Source organism: Kitasatospora gansuensis (assembly GCF_014203705.1).
GTDB classification, from domain to species: domain Bacteria; phylum Actinomycetota; class Actinomycetes; order Streptomycetales; family Streptomycetaceae; genus Kitasatospora; species Kitasatospora gansuensis.
Genome location: NZ_JACHJR010000001.1, coordinates 3,281,028 through 3,299,010 on the forward strand (window position 1 = coordinate 3,281,028; position 17,983 = coordinate 3,299,010).

Below are 17,983 nucleotides of genomic sequence, written 5' to 3' on the forward strand. Positions count from 1 at the left end.
GCGTGTCGTGTGATCAAGCTGATTCTCCGACTATTTTGCCGGTATTTGTGACCACTCGGCCGGCCTGCGATGCCATATCGATATCTATTTCGAACACTTATTCAATTATCGCGCCGGTCCCGGCTCCTGACCGACCGCCAGCGGTTCAGCATGCCCTCCGGCACCTCCTCGGCGGTCAGCGCGTACACCAGGTGGTCCCGCCAGTCGCCGTCGATGTGCAGATAGCGCGGCCGCATTCCCTCCTCGCGGAAGCCGAGCTTTTCGGCCACCCGTCGGCTCGGCCAGTTCTCCGGCCGAATGCAGACCTCGATCCGGTGCAGGCCGAGGGTGCCGAAGCAGTGGTCGACGGCGAGCGCGACGGCGGTCGGCATGATGCCCCGGCCGGCCACCGACTCGTCCACCCAGTAGCCGATGTTGGCCGAGCACATCGAGCCCCAGGTCATCCCACCGACCGTCAGCTGCCCGACCAGGCGGCCCCGGTGCAGCACCACGAACGGCACCATCCGGCCCGCCGCCGCCTCGTGCCGCAGGTAGCGGGCCATCTGCCGGAAGGTCGGCCGGGCCACCCCGGCCCGACCGGGCCCGGCGGGCGGGACGGTGGCCTCCCAGCGGCGCAGCCAGTCCCGGTTGCGCTGGCTGACCTCCTGCCAGGAACGCTGGTCGCGGACCCGGATCGGCCGCAGCGCGACGTCCCCCTCCAGGAGTTCGACCTGCCAGGAGGCGTTCAGGGCGCACTCCCCTCAGCGGAGCCACCAGAGGCGGAGCCACCGGGAGCGGATGCCGCCGGCCGCGGGTGGTCGCCACCGCCGAGCTGGTCCACGGCGTGCGGGAGCAGCGGCGTCAGCACGGCCAGGCCGTCCTTGACCCCTCCGGTGGAGCCCGGCAGGTTGACGATCAGGGTACGTCCGGCCAGTCCGGCCAGGCCCCGGGACAGCGCCGAGGTGGGCACCTTCTCCCGGCCGTACGCCCGGATGGCCTCGGCGATGCCGGGGATCTGACGGTCGATCACCCGGGCGGTCATCTCCGGGGTGAGGTCCATCGGCGAGATGCCGGTGCCGCCGGTGGTGACCACCGCGTCGTACCCGGCGGCCACGGCGGCCCGCAGCGCGGCCTCCACCGGCTCGCCGTCCGGGACGACCTGCGGCCCGTCCACGGTGAAGCCCATCGCCCGCAGGCCCGCGGCGACCAGCGGGCCGCCCTTGTCCTCGTACACCCCGGCCGAGGCGCGGTTGGAGACCGTGACGGCCAGCGCTCTCACTCCGACACCGCCGCGCCCGACGAGGCCGCCCAGTCGCCGCTCTTGCCGCCGGTCTTGCTGAGCACCCGGACGTGCTCGATGGTGGCGCCCTTGTCGACGGCCTTGACCATGTCGATCACGGTCAGCCCGGCCACCGCGACGGCGGTCAGCGCCTCCATCTCGACGCCGGTCCGGTCGGCGGTCCGCACGGTGGCGGTGATCTCGACGGCGTCGTCGGCCACCGTGAGCTCGACGGTGACGCCGGAGATCGCGATCGGGTGGCAGAGCGGGATCAGGTCGGGGGTCTTCTTGGCGCCCATGATCCCGGCGATCCGGGCCACCGCGAGGGCGTCGCCCTTGGGGACGCCCTCGCCGCGCAGCAGCTCGATCACCCGGGCGGCCACCCTGACCCGTCCGGCGGCGACGGCCGTCCGGACGGTGGTGGCCTTCTCGGAGACGTCGACCATCCGGGCGGCGCCGGTCTCGTCGACGTGGGTGAGGCGCGGTGTTTCGGACAAAGGGGACTCCACGGTGGCACGGGTCAAGTACCGCGCTACCGTACAACCCCGCCCCGGTCAGCCCGTGAGAAGGACCACATCGACGGTGCGTCCGGCCGCCACCGAGGTCTCGTCCTCGGGCACCGCGATCAGGCAGTTGGCCCGGGCCAGCGCGCCGACCAGGTGCGATCCCTCGCCGCCGACCGGCACCACCTCACCGTCCGCGGACGAGTACCAGCCGCGCAGGAACTGCCGCCGCCCGGCCGGGGAGCGCAGCTCGGCGGTGCAGACCGCGCGGACCACCGGCCGGTGGATGTCGGGGGCGCCCATCATGGTGCGGATCACCGGGCGGACGAACAGCTCGAAGGAGATGTACGAGCTGACCGGGTTGCCGGGCAGGGCGAGCAGCGGGGTGCCCTGGATCCGGCCGAAGCCCTGCGGCTTGCCGGGCTGCATCCGCAGCCGCCGGAAGTCGACCTCGCCGTACTCGGCGAAGACCTCCTTGACCACGTCGTACGCGCCCACGCTGACCCCGCCGCTGGTGACGATCAGGTCGGCCCGGCCGAGCTGGTCCTCCAGCACCGCGCGCAGCACGGCCGCGTCGTCCGGGACGCCGCCGACCCGGTAGGCGATCGCCCCGGCGTCCTGGGCGGCGGCGGTCAGCGTGTAGCTGTTGGAGTCGGAGATCTGCCCGGGGCCGACCGGCTCGCCGGGCTCGACGAGTTCGCTGCCGGTGGAGAGCACCACCACCCGCGGGCGGGGGCGGACCCGGACGGTGCCGCGGCCGATCGCGGCGAGCAGGCCGAGCTGGGTGGGGCCGAGCAGGGCGCCCGCCTCCAGCACCCGCTCCCCCGCCGACAGGTCGCTGCCCCGGCGGCGGATGTGCGCGCCTTCGGTGACCGGGCGGAGCACCCGGACCTCCTCGGAAGCACCCGAGGAAGCGCTGGTAGACGCGGCGGTCATCGCGTCGGCGGCCTTCCCGGTGCCGCTGCCGCCGTCGGTCCACTCGACCGGGGCGACCGCCTCGGCGCCGGGCGGTACGGGCGCGCCGGTCATGATCCGGGCGGTCTGGCCCGGGCCCACCTTGGGGAGTTCACCCGCGCCGGCCGCGATCTCGCCGATCACGGTGAGCACCGAGGGGTACTGCTCGGTGGCCCCGGCGGTGTCCGCGGTGCGGACCGCGTAGCCGTCCATCGAGCTGTTGTCGAAGGGCGGCAGGTCCACCTCCGAGCTGACGTCCTCGGCCAGCCGGCAGCCCTGGGCGTCGAGCAGCTGGAGCTCGATCGCCGGGAGCGGGACGACATCTGACAGTACGTCCGCCAGATGCTCGTCCACGCTCCACATGCGCGGCGGCGCCGGGGTCTCTTCGCAGCAGGAATCCGAAGTCGTCCCGGTCATCGCACACTCGCCTTCTGGTCAGTCCTGCATCTCCGTGGCGACGAACTCCTTGAGCCAGGACCGGAACTCCGGGCCGAGGTCATCGCGTTCGCACGCCAGACGGACGATAGCGCGAAGGTAGTCCGCGCGGTCGCCGGTGTCGTACCGGCGGCCCTTGAAGAGCACGCCGTGCACCGGGCCGCCGCCGGTCTCGTCCCGGGTCGCCAACTCGCGCAGCGCGTCGGTCAGCTGGATCTCGCCGCCCCGGCCGGGCTTGGTCTCGCGCAGCACGTCGAAGACGGCCGGGTCGAGGATGTAGCGGCCGATCACCGCGTAGTTCGACGGGGCGTCGGCCGTGTCGGGCTTCTCCACCAGGTCGGTGATCCGGAAGACGTCGTCGCCGAAGCCGTTGGGCTTGACCGCGGCGCAGCCGTACAGGTGGATCTGCTCCGGCTCGACCTCCATCAGCGCCACCACCGAGCCGCCGAGCTCCTGCTGGACCTCGATCATCCGGGACAGCAGCGGGTCGCGCGGGTCGATCAGGTCGTCACCGAGCAGGACCGCGAACGGCTGGCCCGCGACGTGCTGTTCGGCGACCGAGACCGCGTGGCCGAGGCCCTTCGGGTCGCCCTGCCGGACGTAGTGCATGTTGGCCAGCTGCACCGACTCCTGGACCCGGCGGAGCTTGTCCTTGTCACCCTTACGAGCGAGCAGCTCCTCGAGCTCGTAGGCCCGGTCGAAGTGGTCCTCCAGGGCGCGCTTGTTGCGGCCGGTGACCATCAGTATGTCGGAGAGGCCGGCCGCGGAGGCCTCCTCGACGACGTACTGGATCGCGGGCTTGTCGACGACCGGAAGCATCTCCTTCGGGGTGGCCTTGGTCGCGGGGAGGAATCGGGTCCCCAAACCGGCGGCAGGCACCACGGCCTTGGTGACAGGGAGGCGGGCGTTCGTCGTCGTCATGCGTCAGACCTTACTAAGGCGGGTTTCCACCGGGCTGAGTGCAGGGTTAACCAGTGATGAAACAACGGCTGGTCAGGGGCCCGTGTCGTGTCCAGCAGCCACAGCGGCCGTCGAGTGGGCGGTGCCGGCGGAGGTGAGGGGGGCCTCCTCGGTACCGGGCGACAGATTACCGGTGATTTCCACCGGCTCCGCCTCCCCGGTCAGCTCGGCCGCCCCGCGCCAGCAGTCGCCGCCCCCGGCGCGGGCCGCACCGAGCGCGCGGTCGGCGGCGCGCAGCAGCAGGGCGGCGTGCGCCCCGTCCTCCGGCAGCACCGCGATCCCGACCGCCGCGGTCAGGCCGTTGCGCCCGGACACCCGGCCGGGCTCCGCGCCGGCCGGGGACCAGTCGAGCAGCTGGTGCCTGCGGACCGTCCAGCAGAGCCGCTCGGCGACCTGCACCGCGCCGTCCAGGCCGGTGTCGGGCAGCACCACCAGGAACTCCTCGCCGCCGTACCGGCCCAGGGTGTCCGAGCGGCGGATCTCCACGCTCAGCCGCTGCGCGAGGTCGCGCAGTATCGCGTTGCCGCGGGCCCGGCCGTGCTCGGCGACCACCGACTCGAAGCCCGCGATCTCCAGCATCAGCAGGGCCAACGGCCGTGGCAGGGCGCCCGGATCGACCCGCCGGGCCCGCTCCACCTCGCGGTCCAGGGTGAGCTGGAGGTGCCGGTAGTTCCACACGCCGGTGAGCGGGTCGCAGGAGGCGGTGCGCTGGAGCACGTCCCGCTCGGCGGTCAGCTCGTCGACCCGGAGCCGGAGCGCGGCCTCCCGGCTCTCGGCGTCGGCGGCCCGTCGGCGCAGCCGAAGGCCCGTCAGGGCGACGGCGCCCAGCGCCGGGGCGCTGAGCACGGCCAGCGCCTGGACCAGGAACGGGGTGGACATCCGGTGCCTTCCGCGTGTCAGGCTCTGTGCACCGGGCGGCCGCCGCTCGCCGAAGGGTGCGGGCGGGCCACCGGGCCGGAGCGGGACCAAGGAGTATCCAGTGCACAACGACAAAGCCGGTCTGAGGTCACGCCTGCTCGCGGAACGGCGTGAACTCTCCCCCGAACGGCGGGAGCACGCGGCCGCACGGCTGGCGGCGCACGCCGGGTCGCTCGCGCGGGCGGGCCAGACCGTCGCGGCGTACGTCTCGGTCGGCGGCGAACCCGGCACCCGGCCGCTGCTGGACGCGCTGCGGGCGGGCGGGGTCCGGGTGCTGCTGCCCGTCCTGCTGCCCGACAACGACCTGGACTGGGCCGAGTACCAGGGCCCGGAGTCCCTCGCCCCGGCCGGTCGCGGCCTGCTGGAGCCGACCGGCCCCCGGCTCGGCCCGGACGCGGTCTGCACGGCCGCGCTGGTGCTGCTGCCCGGCCTGGCGGTGGACCGCCGCGGCATCCGGCTGGGCCGCGGCGGCGGCTCCTACGACCGGGTGCTGGCCCGGCTGACCCGCCGTCAGGCCGCCCCGGTGCTGGCCACCCTGCTGTACGACGCCGAACTCCTCGACACCGTCCCGGCCGAGCCGCACGACCTGCCGGTGCACGCCACGGTCACCCCGTCCGGCGTGCACTGGCTCGACCGCTGAGAGGTCACCCGCTGGTCAGCACCAGCTTGTGCTTGGTGGCCTGCTCGACCGCCTCGGGCGACCAGGCCCAGGGCAGCAGTTCGCCCTTGACCCAGAGCGCGGTCTGGTCGTTGTAGTTGTCGTGGAAGGCGTGCCCCGAGGCGCCGCCGACGTTGATCCAGCGCGAGCCGTCGAAGTTGCTCAGGTCGACCACCATCCGCATCGAGGGCACCCAGTCCACCTGGTAGCCCACCGCCGCGTTCCAGCCCGCCGCGTTGACCGCCGCGGTGCCGCCGGAGAGCTGGTACGGGCCCCGGTTCAGCAGCTTGTGCACCAGCCCGGAGGCGACCGAGGAGTCGTCCTTGCCGAGGGTCTGCTCGGTGAGCGTCAGGGTGTGCAGCCGGCCCCAGCTCCAGGTCGAGATGTCCTTGGTGAGCTTGGCGGTCAGCTCCTGCCGGGCGTTCTTGAGCGACTCGGCGAGCAGCTTGCCCAGGCCCTGCTGGGACTGGTGGTTGGCGTCCTTGTACTCCCACCACGGGCTGTCCGGCTGGTCGAGCAGGGTGCGCACCACCTCGGTCCAGCGGTCCCCGCCGTCCGGCTGGGCCTGGCCCGGGTCGCGGGTACCGCAGACGGTGACCGGCGGCGCCGGGTTGAGGTCGTCGTCCGGCAGGGTGGAGTCGCGCTTCTGACGGACCAGCAGGCAGTCGCCCTCGGCCCGCAGCCCGGCCGGGAACTTCTGGCCGAAGGAGAGCGTAAGCAGCTGGCGCCAGACCGCGTTGTAGTAGGCGGCGGCCGCCGAGTCGGCGTCCTGGTGGAAGTTCCAGTCCCGCAGCAGGTCCTGGGCCTCGCGCACGTACGGGTCGTCGATCCGGACCTTGAGCAGCAGCGGCACCAGCGTCTTGGCCATCACGCTGGTGTTGTCCAGCTGCATCACCCGCATGTCGTCCGGGGAGATCTTGCCGTCGTTCTTCAGCCGGTCGGTGATCTGGGTGGTGATCTCCTTGGCCCGGGTGCCGTACTCCCAGTCCCTGGTCAGCAGGTACTTGTAGCTCGAGTCCACCACGGCCTGGTTGGCGGTCACGATGTAGCCGGCTGGCGGGTTGAAGCTGTACGGCAGCGACTTGAACGGGATCGGGTCGAGCTTCCCGGCGGCGTCGGTCTTCCAGCCGTACGAGGAGTCCCAGCCCGGCGCCGGGTAGCGGCCGTCGCCCTTGGTGCGCTGCGGGATCATGCCGGGGGCCTGGTAGCCGATGTTGTTCTTGGTGTCGGCGTAGATCAGGTTCTGCGCGGGGACCGCGAAGTCGGCGGCGGCGAGTCGGAAAGAGTCCCAATCACCGGCCCGGTCGAGCTTGAACACCGCGTCCATGGTCTTCGCCGGCATCAGCGCCGTCCACTGCAGGGCGACGCCGTAACCGGCGGCCCGGTCGGGGGCGTTGTCGGCGGGGGCGTGCTTGCCGACGTTCTGCTGCTCGGTGCTCTTGTCGGAGATCAGCGGGCCCCGGTCGGTGGTGCGCACCACGATGGTGCGGTCCTCACCGCCGGCCACCTTGATGGTCTCCTTGCGGGTCTCGAAGTTCTTCTGCCTGCCGTCCACCAGGTAGGTCTCCGGGCTGGTGACCTTCTCCAGGTAGAGGTCGGTCACGTCGGCGCCCAGGTTGGTGAAGCCCCAGGAGATGTTCTGGTTGTGGCCGATCACCACGCCCGGCATCCCGGCGAAGGTGTAGCCCGCGGCGTCGAACTGGCAGGCCGGGCCGACGCTGCGGCAGTGCAGGCCCATCTGGTACCAGACCGACGGCATGGCCGGGCCCAGGTGCGGGTCGTTGGCCATCAGCGGCAGGTGAGTGGTGGTGTACTGCCCGCCGACCACCCAGGAGTTGGAGCCGATGCCCTGCCCGGGGCGGCCCAGCAGCTGCGGCAGCGTCGCCATCCGGTCGGCCACGTCCTTGAGCAGCGCCTCGCTGCCGGCCCGGCCCTGGGTGCCGGCCCCCGCCGCGGGCACCGGCGTGGTGGTCCCGTCGGCCGGCAGGTAGCTGCCGTCGGCGCCGAGCTTGCCGGTCTTCACGATGGTGCCGTTGCGGTCGTACGGGTAGGCCGGGTAGAGCTGGTTGATCTTCTCCGGGCTGAAGTCCTGGGCCAGCAGCGAGCGGTCGATCTCCTCCTGCAGGTTGCCCGAGAGGTTCCAGGCCATCGCCTTGAGCCAGGAGACCGAGTCCACCGGGTCCCAGGCGTACGGCTTGTAGTCGCCGTTCACCGCGCCGAGCAGGGAGTACTCGAGCGAGGCCGAGCTGCCGCCGGGGTGCTCGGCCAGCCAGGCGTTCACGCCCGCGCTGTACGCCTGCAGGTACTTCTTGGTGTCCGGGGCGAGCAGCTGGTCGTACTCCTGCTGGGCCACCTGGCGCCAGCCCATGGTGCGCAGGAAGGAGTCGGTCTCGACCTGGCCGGAGCCGAACATCTCGGACAGCCGCCCGGCGGTGATGTGCCGTCGGACGTCCATCTCCCAGAACCGGTCCTGCGCCTGCACGTAGCCCTGGGCCCGGAACAGGTCCTCGGAGCTGTCGGCGTAGAGCTGCGGGATCCCGTTGCCGTCCCGCTTCACGTCCACCGGCGCGGTCATCCCGGGCACCTTGACGCTGCCCTCGATCACCGGGAAGGAGGACCGGACGGTCTGTACCGCGAAGAACCCGGCGCCCGCCGTACCCGCGACCAACAGCACGACCAGCACGAGCACGAACAGACGAGCGCGCCGGAACCTCTTCGAGCGGGGCATCTGGTTGAGTCCTTGGCTGGGAGACGGGCGGCCGTGACAGACCACCACATTAGGGCGCACCGGCCGAGCGGGCCGCACCCGGGGGCGCCCACGTCGGGTCAGGTGGACCCTACCGGGCCGAGCTGAGCGGCAGCTGGTCGACCAAAGGTAAAAGAACAAGTAAAATGTTAGACTCGGTAACGATTCCCGCAGACGGACCGTCAGGTCCCCTGGTGGATGCTGCCTTCAGACGCCCCATCAGCCCGCCCCCCTCACTGCGCCGAGGTGCCACTGCGTGACTGTCGACGACCTGAACCGCTTTCTGCTCGAAGCCGCCGTGGTCCTGCTGATCGCGGTGGTCGCGGTGCGCATCTCGACCCGCTCCGGCCTCCCCAGCCTGCTGATCTACCTCGGCATCGGCGTGGCACTCGGCCAGAACGGTCTGGGCATCCGGTTCGACAACGCCGAACTGACCCAGGTGCTCGGCTACACGGCACTGGTGGTGATCCTCACCGAGGGTGGCCTGAAGACCAGTTGGCGATCGATCAAACCCGTGATGCCGGCCGCCACCGTGCTGGCCACCGCGGGCGTCGCGGTCAGCGTCGCGGTCACCGCGGTCGGCGCGCACTACCTGGCCGACTTCGACTGGCGCACCTCGCTGCTGCTCGGCGCGATCGTCTCCTCCACCGACGCGGCCGCGGTCTTCTCGGTGCTGCGCACCGTCCCGCTGCCGTCCCGGCTGAACGGTCTGCTGGAGGCCGAGTCCGGCTTCAACGACGCACCCGTGGTGATCCTGGTGCTGGCCTTCGCCACCAGCGGCCCGCTGGACTCCTGGTACGTCCTGGTCGGCACGATCATCGCCGAGCTGGCGATCGGCGCGGCGGTCGGCCTGGCGGTCGGCAAGCTCGGCGCGTACGCCGTCCGGCACATGGCGCTGCCCTCCTCCGGCCTGTACCCGATCGCCGTGATGTCGCTGGCGGTCGGCGCGTACGCGGGCGGCGCGCTGCTGCACGGCTCCGGCTTCCTCGCGGTCTACGTCGCCTCGCTGGTGCTCGGCAACTCCAAGCTCCCGCACGGCCCGGCGGTCCGCGGCTTCGCGGACGGGCTGGCCTGGATCGGGCAGATCGGCATGTTCGTGGTGCTCGGCCTGCTCTGCACGCCCGTCAGCATGGGCAGCGCGGTGGTCCCCGCGCTGGTGATCGGCACCGTGCTGGTCTTCCTGGCCCGGCCCGCCTCGGTGCTGCTGACCATGACGCCGTTCCGGCTGCCCTGGCGCGAGCAGGCGCTGCTCAGCTGGGCCGGGCTGCGCGGGGCGGTGCCCATCGTGCTGGCCACCATCCCGCTGGTCGCGCACGCCGCGCTGGCCCGCGAGGTGTTCAACATCGTCTTCATACTGGTGGTGGTCTTCACCCTGCTCCAGGGCCCCACCCTGCCGCTGGTCGCCAAGTGGCTGCGGATCTCCGAGGGCTCGCTCGGCCAGGACCTCGGGATCGAGTCCGCCCCGCTGGAGCGCCTGCACGGCCAACTGCTCTCGGTCTCGCTCTCGGCCGGCTCCCGGATGGCCGGGGTGGAGATCAGCGAACTCCGGCTGCCCGCCGGGGCCGCCGTCACCCTGGTGGTCCGCGACGGCAGCAGCTTCGTCCCCGACCGCACCACCGTGCTCCGGCCGCTCGACGAACTCCTGGTGGTCACCACCGAGGAGGTCAGCGAGGCCGCCGAGCGCCGGCTGCGCGCGGTCGACCAGGGCGGAAAGCTGGCGGGGTGGCTGCGCGGGCGGTAGTCCGTGTGTTTTGCGCGACGTTCACCTTCGCTTCGCTGGGCGAGTCGCGGTCCAACCCGTAAGATGACGGATAAAGCTTTGGTATCAACTGACACACCCGCAACATCTGCCTGATGCAGAGTTGGCGCGACCGCTCGGCGGCCGCGGTCCGCAGCAGATCCTGCCCTCTGGCCCCCGCTTCCACGACGGCCAGCCGGACCCGGTATCACCCCGGTCGACGCGCGAGAGGACGACTCTCGGCGCCGTCGGGGTCCACCCAACCCCGTCCGCGCTACCAGGCAGCGGAAAGAACCCACCGTGGCGGCCCGCCGAACGGTCGACAACCCCACCCGCGTCGGGTACGGAGCACTGCTCCGCACCCCCGGTGCCTGGACGTTCCTGGCACCCGCATTCGCGGCCCGGCTCCCCTACGCCATGCTCAGTCTGGGCATCGTGCTGCTGGTGCTGGACACCCATGGCTCCTACGGCACCGCCGGTCTGGTCGCGGCGGTCTCCGCCGTCGCCCAGGCCCTGATCGGTCCGCAGACCGGCCGGCTGGCCGACCGGTACGGGCAGTCCGCCGTGCTGCTGCCGAGCGTCGTGGTGCACGCCGTCTCAGTCGGCGCGCTGATCGCGCTGGCCGTCGGCCACGCGCCGGTCTGGACGCTCTTCCTGGCCGCCGCGCCCGCCGGGGCCAGCGTCCCGCAGATCGGCGCGATGGTCCGGGCCCGCTGGGTCTCCCGGCTCTCCGACTCCCCGGCCACGCTGAACACGGCCTTCGCCTTCGAGTCGGTCACCGACGAGTTCACCTTCGTGATCGGCCCGGTGCTGGCCGGCGCGATCGCCACCACGCTCAACCCCTCGGCCGGACTGATCGCCGAGGCCGTCCTCACCGTGGCCGGCGGCCTGGCCTTCGCCGCCCAGCGCTCCACCGCCCCCGCCCGCCACCCCGGCACCGCCGGGGTCAAGCGCGCCTCGGCCCTCGCCTCCCCCGGCGTCCGGCTGCTCGCGGTCTCCTTCCTCGGCGTCGGCACCGTCTTCGGGGCCATGCAGGTCTCGATCACCGCCTTCACCCGGAGCGCCGGCCAGGAGGGCATGAGCGGCATCGTCTACGGCGTCTTCGCCGGCGGCTCGATGCTGGCCGGCGTGCTGTACGGGCTGATCGCCTGGCGGAACTCCGCCCGGCAGCGGATGCTCGGCTGCTACGCCCTGCTGGTGCTCGGCTGCTCCACCCTGTGGGCGATGCCCAACCTGACCGCGCTGGCGGTCGCCGGACTGTTCTGCGGCCTGGCCATCGCCCCCACCCTGATCACCGGCTACACCCTGGTCGAGAGCCTGGTCGCGGACGGTGCCAAGACCGAGGCCTTCACCTGGCTCACCGGCGCCATCGGCCTGGGCCTGGCGGCGGGTTCCACGGTGGCCGGCGTGCTGATCGACGGCCACGGCGCCTCGGGCGGGTTCCTGGTGCCGGTGGTGGGCTCCGGGCTCGGCCTGGTCGCCCTGCTGACGCTGCGCCGGCTGCTGGTCCCGCCGAGCACGCCGAGCCGCACCGTGGCCCGGGGTGGAACCGTGGGTGCCGGGCAGGCGTCCGTTCTCACACCTGCGGCGCTGGACTGATTCCACGGAATGCCGCATCATTGAGGATCGTTAGCACTCATCAGGCGAGAGTGCCAGGGGGAAGTGCAGGAGGAAGCCAAGTGCCCACGTACCAGTACCAGTGCACCGAGTGCGGGACCGGCTTGGAGGCGGTGCAGAAGTTCACCGACGACGCGCTGACCACGTGCCCCGAGTGCCAGGGGCGCCTCCGCAAGGTCTTCTCCGCGGTGGGTGTGGTCTTCAAGGGCTCGGGCTTCTACCGGACCGACAGCCGCTCGTCGTCCAGCAGCTCGGTGAGCTCCTCGACCTCGTCGTCCTCCTCGGCTCCGGCCGCGTCGGCGCCCGCTCCGGCGGCCTCGACCAGCTCCTCGTCCTCGACGTCGAGCTCGGCTCCGGCTTCGACCAGCTGACCCGCGTCTTTCCGGACGGCCCGGCCCCGCACCTCGGTGCGCGGCCGGGCCGTCCGGCTTTTCCACAGCCCTGTGGGTGACCCGCTTCGTCCACAGGGCCGGGTTTTCCACAGGGTTGTGCCTCGTCCCGCCACCGCCCCCGGCCCGGCCGCACGCTGATCCCCGCGACGTTCCCCCGACGTCGCGTCCCGATCGGAGGCGGTGCCCCATGACCACCCTGCACACCCGCACCACGGTCCCCCGCGCGACCTCCTCGGTCCCGCCCCGCCAGGTGGTCCCGGTCTTCCCACCGATCCGCCGCGGCTCCGGCGGCCGGCACCGCCTCCAGCGAGCCGTCCGCCATCGCCCCGGCCTGCTGGCCACCAGCCTGCTGGCCGCGGCCACCGCCCTCGCCGCGAGCCAGCTCCGGCCCGGCTCACCACCCCCGGCCTCGGCTCCGGCCGTGGCCGCCGAGGCCGTCACCGCACCCCGCTGCCCCGGCACGGCGCCGCCCTCGTAGCCGGCGGAGCGTCAACACCGCGCCACGAAGATCACCCGTGACCGATCCGGCCCGGCCTCGTTCAGCGCGGCATGAAGGGCTTCAAGGAATTCCTGCTCCGCGGCAATGTCATCGACCTGGCCGTCGCCGTCGTCATCGGCGCGGCTTTCACCAAGGTCATCAACGCCTTCGTCGACGGCGTCATCAGCCCGCTGGTCGGGGTGTTCGGCACCAAGGACCTGGCGTCCTACTCGTCCTGCCTCAAGGGCCCCTGCGAGGTGGACGCCGACGGGAAGGTCACCTCCGGCATCTTCATCCTGTGGGGCTCGGTGCTCAGCGCCGTGCTCACCTTCGTGATCACCGCGGCGGTGGTCTACTTCGTGCTGATCGTCCCGATGAAGCACCTGATGGCCAAGCGCAAGTCCCCCGTCGAGGAGGCCGCCGAGGCGGAGGCCAAGGAGGTCGAACTGCTCACCGAGATCCGCGACGCCCTGGTCCGCCAGCGCTGACCCACCCGGTCCGCCCGTACCCGGCCGCCGTCCCGCTCCCCCGTGGTGCGGCGGCCGCTACCCCCCGTGGTGCGGCGGCCGCTGACTCCGGTACCAGTCGATCCCGCGCCCCGCGCTCTCCCCGGCGCCGCCCCAGCCCTGGTCCGTGTCGTCACTGGTCTGCCGGTCGAAGGGGTCCTCGAAGACCAGCTTCGGCTTCGGCTCCTTCACCTGTTCCTTCGCCTGCTGCTCGGGCTGCTGCTCCGGCACCACGCCACTTCCTCTCACTCACGCGACTGCTCCCCCAAGCCTAGGCCGCGACGAAGACGGACCCCGCCGGGGCCGAAGCCCCCGCAGGGTCCGTCAGGTACCGGTCCTGGCCGGGTCAGGCGGCCTCGAAGCCCGCGTGGTCGGCGATCTTCTTGAGCTCCGCCAGCGCGTGCTTCTCGATCTGCCGGATCCGCTCCCTGGTCAGCCCGTGCTGCTTGCCGACCTCGGTGAGCGTCCGCTCCCGGCCGTCCTCCATCCCGTACCGGGACCGGATGATCGAGGCGGTGCGGTCGTCCAGCCGGCCGATCAGGTCGTCCAGCTCCTCCCGGCGGAGCATCACCATCACGGCGTCCTCCGGCGAGACGGCGCCGGTGTCCTCCACCAGGTCACCGAACTGGGTCTCGCCCTCGTCGTCCACCGCCATGTTCAGACTGACCGGGTCCCGGGCCCAGTCCAGTACGTCCTTGACGCGCTGCTCCGTGGTGTCCAGCTCGGCGGCCACCTCCGCCGGGTCGGGCTCGCGGCCCAGCTCCTTCGCCTTCTCGCGCTGCACCCGCCGGATCCGGCCGAGCTCCTCCACCAGGTGCACGGGCAGCCGGATGGTGCGGGACTGGTCCGCGATCGACCGGGTGATCGCCTGCCGGATCCACCAGGTCGCGTAGGTGGAGAACTTGAACCCCTTCGCGTAGTCGAACTTCTCGACCGCCCGGACCAGACCGGCGTTGCCCTCCTGGATCAGGTCGAGCAGCGGGAGACCACTGCGCGGGTAACGCCGGGCCACTGCCACCACCAGCCGGAGGTTCGACCTGATGAAGACGTCCTTGGCCCGCTCGGCGTCCTCGGCTATCGCCTCCAGCTCCTCCCGCTTCGACCCCTTGGGCAGCGTCTCCTGCTCCAGCAGGTGCTGGGCGTAGACGCCGGCCTCGATCCGCAGCGAGAGCTCGACCTCCTCGGCGGCGTCGAGCAGCGGCGTCCTGGCGATCTCGTCGAGGTACATACCGACGAGGTCGCGGTCGGCCTCAAGGTTGTTCGGGCGGGCCGCGCGAGTCCGGTCGGCCCTGTCGCGAACGACGGCACGAGTGGCCATGCTTGCTCCCTTGCTGCTGGTGCCGGTCTTCGGATCTCGCCCCGCCAGGTGTGAGCCGGGGCAAAGAGATTGCGGGCCTCGGAGAGGCTCACACGTAACGATCCAACGCACAGAATTCGGACAACATTCCCAACTCACCCAGTTTCTTCTCCGGATGCAGTATCCTGCGACTTTTCACCCGCGATCATGAACGCTCGGTGATGGACCATCGACCCGGAGTGGCAGGGGGAGTTCCGCCGCTCCGTCAACGAACGACGGCCTCCATCCGCAGCTTCTCCCCACAAAAGATGCCAAATCGCGATCGGTTCGGGTCCGGATCCATCGCTCGCCCTGGGAAGGTGTCAGCCATGTACCCGCCCAACGACGGCACCCACGCCGATCCCGGGTCGGCCGCCTCCGCCGCCCGCCGACGGCAGCGCCTGCTGATCTGCTCGGCGCTGGCGTCCGGCTCCGCCGCACTGCTCGGCGTCCTGCTGGCCCTGGTGACGTCCCACTGGGGCCCGCTGGCCCGGCTCGACCAGGGCTGGGTCGACTCCCTGCACGGCTACGCGGTCCAGCACAACATCTGGACGGCGGCCATGCAGACCCTCGCCGACATCGGCAGCACCGTCACCATGCGGGTGCTGCTCGGCCTGGCCGCGGTCTGGCTCTGGGTGATCGGCGCCCGCACCCTCGGCGGCTGGGCGGCCGCGCTGATACTGGCCGGCTGGCTGGCCAGCTGGCTCGGCAAGAACGTCGTCGGCCGGGAACGGCCGCACTTCGCCGCCCCGGTCGCCCAGGCCGGCGGGTTGTCCTTCCCGTCCGGCCACGCCCTCGCCTCGGCCATCACCTGCGCCGCCCTGGTGATCCTGGTCTGGCCTCGGGCCAACCGGACGGGCCGCGCGGTGTCCTGCACCGCCGCCGCGCTCGCCGCGCTCGCGGTCGGCTGGACCAGGATCGCGCTCGGGGTGCACTGGCCGAGCGACGTGCTGGCGGGCTGGCTGGCCGCCGCCCTGGTGGTCGGCACCGTCACGCTCGCCGTCGAGCTCTGGCAGCCGGGCGCGCTGTCCCGGGACGTCCGCCGGGTCGACTGGCGGACCAGGCCGCGGATCCAGCGCGTGCTGGCCACCGGCACCCCCGACCCCGCCTTCGACCCCTCTCTCGACAGCGCTTTCGACCCCGCCGCCGGGCCGTTCCCGCAGCCCGCCCGCCGAGCTGACGGTCAGTGAGAAGCGTCACACCACCGTTCGATCGGCGCACCGGGAGGGAAGGGACAGGGGCCCACCAACCGATTCAGTCCCTGTCGGCACTGGAAAAATCAGGACCAATTACCCTGTTTACGGCAGACCGGGACGGGTGGCCACGTGCCTTCCGCCAGGTCGGGAGATGTCCGGCACACGGCACGGATCTCCCCACCGAGTGCCGTGGTGAGGCAGACTGCTGCCGCCGGGTGTGCCTGCATCCGGCCGGGCCGGGCAGTCGCAGCACAGCAACCGCACGTCCACTGCCCAGGCACCGAGCGACGGGGGGCGCATGACCAAGCACACGACGGACGGGCCCTCCGGCCCGTACGGCGACCCGCCGACCATGCCGCTGCGTCAGATACCCGACGACCAGCTGATGACCGGCCCCGGTGGCCAGCCGACCGTCCAGCTCGGCCAGCAGGTGCCCAGCCCCCGGCTGCCGTACGCCCCGGTCCCACCGCCGCCTCCGGCCGCGCCGCCCGCGGCCGCGCCCGTCGAGGCAGCGGCCAAGCCGAGTTCCACCGCCCGCAACGGCATGATCATGGCGCTCGGTTCGCTGACCTCCCGGGCCCTCGGCTTCGTCCGGGCCGGTGTGATCACCGCCGCGCTCGGCACCGGCTTCGTGGCCGACGGCTACGCGGTGGCCACCATGCTGCCGAACACCATCTTCATCATGCTGATCGGCGGCGTGCTCAACTCCGTCTTCGTCCCCGAGCTGGTGCGCGCCGCGCAGCAGCACGCCGACCGTGGCGTCGCCTACACCAACCGGCTGCTGACGGTCTGTGGGGTCGTGCTGGTCGTGATCACCGCAGTGGCCTTCTTCTGCGCCCCGCTGATCGTCGACAGCTACACCCCGTACGGCCCGGACGACACCGTCCAGCGCGACCTGACCATCGCGCTGGCCAGGTACTGCCTGCCGGCCATCCTGTTCTACGGCTTCTTCGGTCTGCTCGGCCAGGTGCTCAACTCGCGGGACAGGTTCGGCGCGATGATGTGGGCCCCGGTGCTCAACAACGTCGTGGTGATCGCGGTCTTCAGCCTCTACCTGGCGATCTTCGTGCACGCCACCGACGCCAAGGACTTCTCCGACGGCGCGACCATGCTGCTCGGGCTGGGCAGCGCCTTCGGCATCCTGGTCCAGGCGCTGGCCCTGGTGCCCTCGCTGCGGGCCTCCGGCTTCCGCTACCGCCCGCGCTTCGACTGGCGCGGCTCCGGCCTGACCACGCCGCTGCGGGCGGCCGGCTGGGCGCTGCTGCTGGTGGTGGTCACCCAGCTGGCCTTCCTGGCGATCACCAACCTGGCCACCGGCGCGGCCTCGCTCGCCAAGCAGGACGGTCTGACCCAGGGCCTGGGCTACACCCCGTACAACAACGCCTACCTGCTCTTCATCGTCCCGCAGGGCATCATCACGGTCTCCCTGGTCACCGCGATCCTGCCGAGCATGTCCCGGTCGGTCGGCGCGGGCCGGTTCGAGGACGTCGGCCGCGAGCTGGCGCAGACCCTGCGGAGTTCGGCCGGGATGATCGTCCCGGCCTCGGCGATCTTCCTCTCGCTGGCCGGTCCGATCGCCGCCCTGGCCTACGGGCACGGGAACGTGACGGACGCGGACATCGACGTGGTCACCCAGATCCTGATGGCCTTCGCGCTCGGCCTGCCCGCGTTCTGCGCCCAGTACGCGCTGGCCCGCGGCTTCTACGCGATGAGCGACGCCCGGACCCCGTTCTGGCTCACCACGATCACCTCCGGCAGCAACGTGCTGCTCTCCTGGGTCGCCTACCTGGTGCTGCCGAGCCGCTGGATCATCGTCGGCATGGCGGGCGCGCACACCGTCGCGGTGCTGATCAGCGCGGCCATCACCGGGCGCGCGCTCGGCCGCCGACTGCGCCGCGAGGGTGCCGCCGGCGCTGCGCCGCTGCCCGCCGACGCCACCCTGGAGCTCGGCACCGGGCGCCGTCCCCGGGTCCGCAGCGGCCTGGACGGCGGCCGGCTGGTCACCCTGCACCTGGCGCTGGCGGTGGCCTGCGCGCCGGGCGCGCTGGCCGCGTACTGGCTGACCGGACGGCTCGACGCGGCGCTGGGCGGCGGGGTGCCGGCCGCGCTGGCGGCACTGGCGGCCGGTCCGCTCGCGGTGCTGGTCTCGGTGCTGCTGCTGGCCCGTCCGCTCGGCGCGGGCGCGGCGGTCGCCCCGCTGGCCCGCAAACTGCGCATCCCCTACCCGGAGCCGGCGGCCGGCGGCGGCAAGCACCGTCGCTGACGCGCCGTCAGGCCCGGGGCAGTGC

The 17,983-nt window shown here is 72.1% G+C and carries 17 protein-coding genes; 8 read left to right on the plus strand and 9 right to left on the minus strand.

The window, feature by feature from the left end; translation table 11 throughout:
- Positions 1-101: 101 nt before the first annotated feature.
- The 6 genes from F4556_RS14360 to F4556_RS14385 form a co-directional block, all read right to left on the minus strand.
- Positions 102-728: a GNAT family N-acetyltransferase gene (locus F4556_RS14360; protein WP_184924610.1), complete on the minus strand. Its 627-nt coding sequence runs from the start codon at positions 726-728 to the stop codon at positions 102-104.
- The gene (locus F4556_RS14365; RefSeq protein WP_184915161.1) at positions 725-1,258 is read right to left on the minus strand and encodes a MogA/MoaB family molybdenum cofactor biosynthesis protein; all 534 of its coding nucleotides are present in this window, start codon (positions 1,256-1,258) and stop codon (positions 725-727) included. Before F4556_RS14365 ends, F4556_RS14360 begins: the two co-directional genes overlap by 4 nt.
- Positions 1,255-1,704, minus strand: coding sequence for a cyclic pyranopterin monophosphate synthase MoaC (gene moaC, locus F4556_RS14370; RefSeq protein WP_246511527.1), 450 nt, complete (start codon positions 1,702-1,704; stop codon positions 1,255-1,257). The genes F4556_RS14365 and moaC overlap by 4 nt, the downstream gene beginning before the upstream one ends.
- Positions 1,705-1,812: 108 nt before the next feature.
- Positions 1,813-3,132, minus strand: a complete 1,320-nt coding sequence (gene glp / locus F4556_RS14375) for a molybdotransferase-like divisome protein Glp (RefSeq protein ID WP_184915167.1) — start codon at positions 3,130-3,132, stop codon at positions 1,813-1,815.
- A gap of 18 nt (positions 3,133-3,150) precedes the next feature.
- Complete coding sequence (gene galU, locus F4556_RS14380; RefSeq protein WP_184915169.1) at positions 3,151-4,071, minus strand: UTP--glucose-1-phosphate uridylyltransferase GalU; 921 nt, start codon at positions 4,069-4,071, stop codon at positions 3,151-3,153.
- A gap of 72 nt (positions 4,072-4,143) precedes the next feature.
- Entirely contained in the window at positions 4,144-4,989 is an 846-nt protein-coding gene (locus F4556_RS14385; protein ID WP_184915171.1) for a GGDEF domain-containing protein, read from the minus strand.
- 100 nt (positions 4,990-5,089) lie between these two features.
- On the opposite strand from F4556_RS14385, the gene F4556_RS14390 reads away from it, so the two are divergent.
- Positions 5,090-5,668 carry a 5-formyltetrahydrofolate cyclo-ligase gene (locus F4556_RS14390; protein ID WP_184915173.1) on the plus strand — a complete coding sequence of 193 codons (579 nt, stop codon included), beginning with the start codon at positions 5,090-5,092 and terminating at the stop codon, positions 5,666-5,668.
- A gap of 4 nt (positions 5,669-5,672) precedes the next feature.
- Here F4556_RS14390 and F4556_RS14395 read toward each other — a convergent pair whose 3' ends face one another.
- Complete coding sequence (locus tag F4556_RS14395) at positions 5,673-8,414, minus strand: penicillin acylase family protein (RefSeq protein WP_184915174.1); 2,742 nt, start codon at positions 8,412-8,414, stop codon at positions 5,673-5,675.
- 274 nt (positions 8,415-8,688) lie between these two features.
- On the opposite strand from F4556_RS14395, the gene F4556_RS14400 reads away from it, so the two are divergent.
- From F4556_RS14400 to mscL, 5 genes are all read left to right on the plus strand, one after another.
- The gene (locus F4556_RS14400) at positions 8,689-10,173 is read left to right on the plus strand and encodes a potassium/proton antiporter (protein WP_184915176.1); all 1,485 of its coding nucleotides are present in this window, start codon (positions 8,689-8,691) and stop codon (positions 10,171-10,173) included.
- A gap of 297 nt (positions 10,174-10,470) precedes the next feature.
- Positions 10,471-11,769, plus strand: a complete 1,299-nt coding sequence (locus F4556_RS14405; protein WP_184915178.1) for an MFS transporter — start codon at positions 10,471-10,473, stop codon at positions 11,767-11,769.
- 80 nt (positions 11,770-11,849) lie between these two features.
- The gene (locus tag F4556_RS14410) at positions 11,850-12,158 is read left to right on the plus strand and encodes an FmdB family zinc ribbon protein (RefSeq protein WP_184915180.1); all 309 of its coding nucleotides are present in this window, start codon (positions 11,850-11,852) and stop codon (positions 12,156-12,158) included.
- A gap of 208 nt (positions 12,159-12,366) precedes the next feature.
- Positions 12,367-12,657, plus strand: a complete 291-nt coding sequence (locus tag F4556_RS14415; protein WP_184915182.1) for a hypothetical protein — start codon at positions 12,367-12,369, stop codon at positions 12,655-12,657.
- Between the two features lie 71 nt (positions 12,658-12,728).
- Positions 12,729-13,145 (plus strand): large conductance mechanosensitive channel protein MscL, encoded by a 417-nt coding sequence (gene mscL, locus F4556_RS14420; protein ID WP_184915185.1) that lies wholly within the window; start codon positions 12,729-12,731, stop codon positions 13,143-13,145.
- A gap of 57 nt (positions 13,146-13,202) precedes the next feature.
- Here mscL and F4556_RS14425 read toward each other — a convergent pair whose 3' ends face one another.
- Both F4556_RS14425 and F4556_RS14430 read right to left on the minus strand, forming a co-directional pair.
- Positions 13,203-13,394 (minus strand): hypothetical protein, encoded by a 192-nt coding sequence (locus tag F4556_RS14425; protein WP_221504754.1) that lies wholly within the window; start codon positions 13,392-13,394, stop codon positions 13,203-13,205.
- Between the two features lie 115 nt (positions 13,395-13,509).
- Entirely contained in the window at positions 13,510-14,481 is a 972-nt protein-coding gene (locus tag F4556_RS14430; RefSeq protein WP_184915191.1) for a sigma-70 family RNA polymerase sigma factor, read from the minus strand.
- Positions 14,482-14,828: 347 nt separating this feature from the next.
- Here F4556_RS14430 and F4556_RS14435 point away from each other — a divergent pair, with 347 nt between their 5' ends.
- Entirely contained in the window at positions 14,829-15,689 is an 861-nt protein-coding gene (locus tag F4556_RS14435) for a phosphatase PAP2 family protein (RefSeq protein WP_184915194.1), read from the plus strand.
- Positions 15,690-15,993: 304 nt separating this feature from the next.
- Positions 15,994-17,958, plus strand: a complete 1,965-nt coding sequence (gene murJ, locus F4556_RS14440) for a murein biosynthesis integral membrane protein MurJ (protein WP_246511018.1) — start codon at positions 15,994-15,996, stop codon at positions 17,956-17,958.
- The last annotated feature ends 25 nt before the right edge of the window (positions 17,959-17,983 follow it).